General features: G+C 43.9%; 6 protein-coding genes. 2 read left to right on the forward strand and 4 right to left on the reverse strand.

The features are described from left to right. Window positions 1-56: 56 nt before the first annotated feature. Window positions 57-1,070 (forward strand): DUF2804 domain-containing protein, encoded by a 1,014-nt coding sequence (locus AB4507_RS15600; RefSeq protein ID WP_372182928.1) that lies wholly within the window; start codon window positions 57-59, stop codon window positions 1,068-1,070. An 87-nt stretch (window positions 1,071-1,157) separates the two neighbouring features. After that, window positions 1,158-2,006, forward strand: a complete 849-nt coding sequence (locus AB4507_RS15605) for a sterol desaturase family protein (RefSeq protein ID WP_136982163.1) — start codon at window positions 1,158-1,160, stop codon at window positions 2,004-2,006. A gap of 15 nt (window positions 2,007-2,021) precedes the next feature. Here AB4507_RS15605 and AB4507_RS15610 read toward each other — a convergent pair whose 3' ends face one another. Genes AB4507_RS15610 through AB4507_RS15625 form a run of 4 tightly spaced genes read right to left on the reverse strand, consistent with a single transcriptional unit; the run spans window position 2,022 to window position 6,139 of the window. Further along, window positions 2,022-4,460, reverse strand: a complete 2,439-nt coding sequence (locus tag AB4507_RS15610) for a carboxypeptidase-like regulatory domain-containing protein (protein ID WP_372182929.1) — start codon at window positions 4,458-4,460, stop codon at window positions 2,022-2,024. Between the two features lie 47 nt (window positions 4,461-4,507). Next, a complete protein-coding gene (locus AB4507_RS15615; protein WP_372182930.1) occupies window positions 4,508-5,218 on the reverse strand; it encodes a molecular chaperone in 711 nt (236 codons plus the stop codon). Then, window positions 5,215-5,652 (reverse strand): DUF4402 domain-containing protein, encoded by a 438-nt coding sequence (locus AB4507_RS15620; RefSeq protein ID WP_122082941.1) that lies wholly within the window; start codon window positions 5,650-5,652, stop codon window positions 5,215-5,217. Before AB4507_RS15620 ends, AB4507_RS15615 begins: the two co-directional genes overlap by 4 nt. A 52-nt stretch (window positions 5,653-5,704) precedes the next feature. Continuing rightward, window positions 5,705-6,139 (reverse strand): DUF4402 domain-containing protein, encoded by a 435-nt coding sequence (locus AB4507_RS15625; protein WP_048611824.1) that lies wholly within the window; start codon window positions 6,137-6,139, stop codon window positions 5,705-5,707. Window positions 6,140-6,323: the final 184 nt, after the last annotated feature.

Here is a 6,323-nt window from a genome sequence, read left to right on the forward strand (position 1 = left end):
TCTACGCTACTCATCGCACAATGGCTTTAATTGTTAAATTAATGTGAACCATCGCAATGATAAAAACGAACCCAGCCCCACACAGTTTGATTGATTCTAATGGTCAGCCGAGCATTGGACATTTCGATGGCATCCCCAAGCACCTGAACATCGAGAACTTTGACTACCGAAACTCGATGGATTCAAAAGCAAACCCTTGGCAGAAGCACTTCCACTATAAGCAATTCCAGTTTGTCAGCATCGTCACCGACACACACATTATCGGCGTCGCTATCGCGGATATTCGCTACTTAGGCTCGGCATTTTGTTATCTGTACGACATAGAAAACAACCATCTGCAAGAGTCATCTTGGTTGAGGCTATTAGGGTTTGATAAGCATGTAACGCCTTCACCATTTGAAGGAAAGACAAGCATTGCAGATCAAAGCATTGCTTTCTATATCGAGGGCGGACAATGGCAAGTTCGCTTGAATACCAAACTCATTAAGGCCGATATCGCTTTAGAGCCTAAAGCCGACAGCTTGCCCTTGGCGATGTGCAGCCCAACGGGTTATTCAGGTTGGACTTACACCCAAAAGCACAATGCTTTGCGCATCAGCGGTGAAATCCAAATCAAGGGAGAATCACTCGTTCTCGAACAAGCTCGTGCCGGTTATGACTTTTCAGCGGGTTACATGAGACGTGAAACCAGTTGGCGCTGGGCAAGCATCAACACGCAATCCAATGGGACAGATATTGGCTTGAACCTCGCAGCAGGCGTCAATGAAACCGGAGGCTGCGAGAACGTTTTATGGATCAATGGAACTCGGCACTTACTTAACCCGGTACAGTTTGCGTTTAGTCGCCAAGACACCAGTTTACCTTGGCAGATAACATCACAAGATGGACGTATAAACCTGACCTTTACGCCCTTAAATAATCGCATCGAAAAGCTCAATTTATGGCTGTTAAAAAGTAACTTTCGTCAGTTCATTGGTCACTTTTCTGGCTCGATTGAAGACAACAATGGAGTGACACATCAACTCGATGGTGTTCTTGGCCTAACAGAAGATCACTTTGCTCGCTGGTAGCGAAATTTTGCTAACTGAATTTCAGGCGAGCAAGTCTAAGTAAACTTGATACTAAGAACGCGTATGGCGTCTCAACAAGGATAAAACATGAATATCGACGCATTAATCAATTACCCAGAATGGCTACTGCTGGTATTAGCGCCCTTGTTCGTGGTGTGCATGTTGGCTGAGTATTTTATCGGTCAGAAGCAAGGTCGACTGCCTGATAACTCCAGCTATAGGCTTTCAGAAGTGATGTGTAATTTCACGCTGGCGGGAATGCATCAACTCTCCGATTTGCTCACCGGGTTATTGGTCGTGCAGCTGTATCTCTGGATGTTTGGTTGGCGCTTAATGGACATTGAAATGGGCGTGCTGAGTTTTGTTGTATTGATGGTGTTGCAAGACTTTTGCTATTACTGGTTCCACAGAGCAAGCCATCGTGTTCGCTGGATGTGGGCAGCACACGTGGCACACCACAGTTCAGAAAACATGAACTTCAGTACGGCTTTCCGTCAAAGCTTAATGTATCCACTTGCTGGGATGTGGCTTTTCTGGATACCGTTGGTCATCATAGGTTTTGCCCCTAAGTGGGTCATCTTTGTGGTGCTTCTCAACCTAGGTTTGCAGTTCTTCGTCCATACACAATGGATACGAAGCTTGGGGCCACTTGAATACATCTTTAATACCCCTTCGCATCATCGAGTACATCACGGCAAAAACCCGCAATACATCGATAAGAACTACGCCGGCGTTCTTATTATCTGGGATAAGTTATTTGGTACATTCGAACCTGAAGTTGAAACTGTACGTTATGGCGTCACCAAGCCTGTAAACAGTTTTAACCCGATAGTGGTCACCTTTCAAGAATGGAAGGCCATATTCAAAGATTTGAAGAACCGAGAGCTAACCATGAAACAGAAAGTCCAGTTGATACTCTCGCCTCCCTCGGATTAAACAAAGCGATCGGGTCTAATACACCTTATGAAAATCGATGAGGTTGAATGTGAGGTCGCTTACCCAGAAATCTCCGTCCAAGTCGGCACCTTGCACGTATCGCTTGTCGCCCATTTCTAAAGTCACAATGTATTTACCCGCGATTAGCCCCTCTACCATGTAAAAGCCATCACTCTCTATCTCGCTCGAATACTCGGTGCCTTTCTGGATATGTTTTAAGTGCAGATAAGCACTGTTTTCTAGGTCACCTTCTACCGTGCCATCGACGCCAAATGACACCACCATTTCGATGTGAGCATGAGTCAGGCCTACCTGTTTAGTATTTACAAACACAGGGTTTTGAATCGGCGTGAGGTTAAGGTCGAGTGCCCCTTCATCAATATAGATAGGCAGATTATCTCGAGCAGGAACACTTGAGAATTCAAATCGGCCTTTTGCATCACTGACTGCTCGTTGATCCAAAATTTGTAGGCTTACGCCCTGTATCGGTTGTTTGTGGTGATCGTAGACAATGCCCGTCAGCTTAGAATGGTTGTAACGATTCCACTCAACAAACTCACCAATGCTTTCATCAAAGTAAGTCTTCGCGCCGAATTCGGTCGTCATCTCGACACCGTACCGGTCTTTGGTTCCTTCCAACTTAAAGAGCAAATAAGGATTAACTCGAGCTTCTAAGGAGGCAGTAAACGAAACCTCCTGCTTTTGATAGCGAGCCGATACATTGGTGGTGAGCTCTTGAAAAACCTCCAACGGATCAAGCAGGCACTCTTTGCACGCATTTCTTAGGGATAGTTCCGTTCGTTCATGATGACCAGAGCCATCAACGGTTCCTGAGATGTTCCACGACGTATCCGAAAACCCACTTTTGGCCAAGCCAATGGTATGTAGATAGTCATCTTGGTGAGAAGCTTTGGTGTACCGATAGTCACCGGCGTATGAGACAAACAGATTACGAGCCACTTTCGAGTTAAGCTTAGGTTCAACGCTCAATTCGTCGTCATCATCTCTCACCGTTAAAAAGGCCGTTAGATTTGCAAGCGACAGGTTGTATTTGAAAACATCGTACTCCATCGACTCTAAGTTCAGTTCATCGGTTTTATTGAGCTCTATCGATGCCGACTGATCGCCGTTGATCAAGATATCAAACTCCATTGGAAAACGATTGAACTCTGGTAACCAACCGATATGGCCCGCAAACCAGTGCGCTGGTAAATATCTTCCTTGAAAGCCAATCAGGTCTTTGCCATGTTGCCTCATAAAGGCGCTGCCCACGGTGAAGTAATCGGCAAGCCCATACTCAAGCGACACTGCACCCGCTCGGTCTGCACCTTCATTGCCTACCACTTGAACGCCCCACTCGTTGCTTGGTAGAAATGCATCTTCTAAACCAGCGACGGTGATCTCTTCTTCCTGCCAGACACCTTTCGACAAGTAGTAGCGAAACTTGATGGTGTCACCGGGGGAAATATTGTTTTCTTCAACAACGAAGCGTCCAAACTCATCAGAGCGATAAGTGGTTTGATAGATGCCATTAACCAAAACATCGATGCTGATGTTGGGTTGAGTGGTTCGTTCGAGTTGAAGGTTGCCGAACTCTGTCTGTCGCTTTCGATTGGTGTAATAGAGCCCGTCTTCGAGGGTTTGATTCACGGTAAAGACGCTGCCATCTAATAACACATGGCCGACTTCCAAAGACCCTTCGCCGTCATGTGCTTCAACCGCAATGTTGTAATAAACGATGGGGTTATCTTCTCGTGAATCAATCGACAAGCGAGACAAAGAGTGTTCAGTGCTTAATATGGTGTCTGAGATTGCGTAAACATCACCGCCAGTTTCACTGTCGTGATAAACAGAAGCCGCTAACCGAGTCGCTAAACCCACAGCGGCAACAGGTTCGAAAGCTGGCGTGTTTTTTGCTAGCTTGAGATCCTCGGCCTTCTTACGTGATTCATTTTTCATCTTAGAAATAGCCGCTTCCAGTTCAGTCAATGAACTGAATTCTGGAGTAACGGTGAGCCGATAATCATCAACATCCCAACGCACTTTAGCCGGGATACAAACTTGTAAGCTATACCAATGGATGTAAGTTTCTGATTCTATGACTTGATATTTGATCGACTGGATATTGTTGTCATCGCGGTAGCAGATGGCTTGTTCAGTATCAACAATATACGGCGGAGATTCTCTGCCCACATCTTGTGGTAAATACAGTTCGCAATATCCGCCTTCATCACACTGACCATTCATTTCGAGCAGATAAAAAGCGGCATTAGATATCGAAATAAAGGGCTCTTCGTAGTCATCCATCATGACACGATAAAAGCTATCCCCCACTTTCCCGACTCGAACTTCAATATGGGCTGGATAGAGTTCGCTCGCCTCACTTTCTTCTTCAGATTGCGAATACGCAGCAAAAGGAAACAATGAGGCGAGCAAAAAAAGTCGCCAGAGCATGCAATTGAACACTAGCCTTTAAAGATTCTGAGACAATGAAACGAACGCTACAGAACACATTCGTACAGAGGCTGTTCGTTCTGAACCAGTGAGATCTTCGACCCTTTTGGGAAAGGCTTTGTTAATTCAGCATTACGAAGTAGCACCACTTTTTCGCTATGCTCGTCGACATTCAATTTTGCAGTAAATTGAAAGTTACCATCGTTGCGAATCTTGATGCTTTGATTGTCACACGCAAACTTAACATCTTGTACCTGCTTACCTTTTTGAACATAAACAGGCACGTAACTGTTGATATGAAAGTTCAGTTGAAAGGCTGAACCGTCACTGTTGGTTTTACTTGAAGATAGCGTAATGTCTGATAACTCTGCGGCTTTTGCTATTGGGGAAAACCACAAGTAAGCACGATATTCACCATCAGCCATGTCAGCAGGCAGAGCATTCATACGTAAGCGAACCGTGCGTCTTTGATTGGGTTTAAGTTCTCGAATTATTGGTGGTGACACTTTAATCCAACTTGCGATGTCTTCCGATTGCGCGATATTAGCGTCAGTTCTAACCAAGCCACTCGCCTTTACAGGGCGATAAATCGGTTTTATCTCCAAGCGAATCGGTTGATCTGAGTTATTTTCGACGACGATTTTTTCAGTCACCGAAGTGTCGGCATCCAAAACAAAACGAGTCGGAGCGATGAGTAGCTGAGCATAGGCTTGTGTTGTGAAGATTAAGCCGAGAACACATGAGATAAACAACTTCATTTATAATTAACCTCAAAAGGGATTGTACTGGTGTAAAGGCCTGCGGGGTGGTTAGCGCCGATTTTCACTTTGGCACCAATACACAATAATTTGCTTCTTCCATTCCCTTTGATTTTGGCTCTACCACGCTTTGATAAGCCACAACCAAAATAAAACTTTCTAATACGCAGACGCTTGGATTTACGAGAGTGGTTTAGGTATTGCTTAGAAGGGAGAGAAACCACGATTTTTTTACCCGGCTCACCTTCAACGTAAAAGCGCACCACATATACCTGACTATTGGCTGGATTTGAATCCGCATTCTGACCCGATCCAGAGATATACATGCCTGGAAATTTCACTTCCATATTCTCAGGAATAATTTCTAGCGCATGAAAAGGGCTAGAATAAAAAATAAGACTGATATAAATCGTGTATTTTAATAGAACACTCATAGTAAAGACGGCTGCTTTGCAACAGCCGTAATATTATACTGGTTTCATTTAATTATTGGTAAGTGACATCTACTGCAACGTTAGCAGTATATGTACCAGCAACTAATGTTGCACTTGAAGTACGTGCAGTGCCACCAATATTAAGATCCGCAGTACCACCCGTAAGGGTAATAGCATTATTAAAGTCAAATTCAGCTGCAATCGTATTTACGCCATTCACCAAGTTAGTATCAGAAATACTGACTGTTACTGCATCACCAGACTCTCCAGAAAGAGTAAATGCCGCCGCTCCTGCATCGCCTTGAGCGATAACAACGTCCGTTGTGTTGTCTGAAGTGATGATACCGAAGTCAAGATCACTTGTTTTTGTCATTGTAATTGCTTGTTTTACTTCTAGTGTTGCATCAAAAGTGTCACTCACAGCGAAAACGTTCGCTGAAGAGATAGAAAGTGCAGATACAGCAACAACCTTAAAGACTTTGTTCATTTCTTTAATCCTTTATATAAAATTGGCTTTATTATTAGGGTTACCTAATAGTCAATCAAAGTTAACAATTAAGTAACAACAATCCTATTTAGAAAATATATATATTGACACTTATTTATAAAGAAATGAGGCGCAGTGAGAATAAGATCACGCAAATTGATATAAATAACACTAACGAAAATAA

It is taken from the genome of Vibrio sp. 10N.222.54.A3, from assembly GCF_041474095.1.
In the GTDB taxonomy this organism is placed as follows: Bacteria; Pseudomonadota; Gammaproteobacteria; order Enterobacterales; family Vibrionaceae; genus Vibrio; species Vibrio crassostreae_C.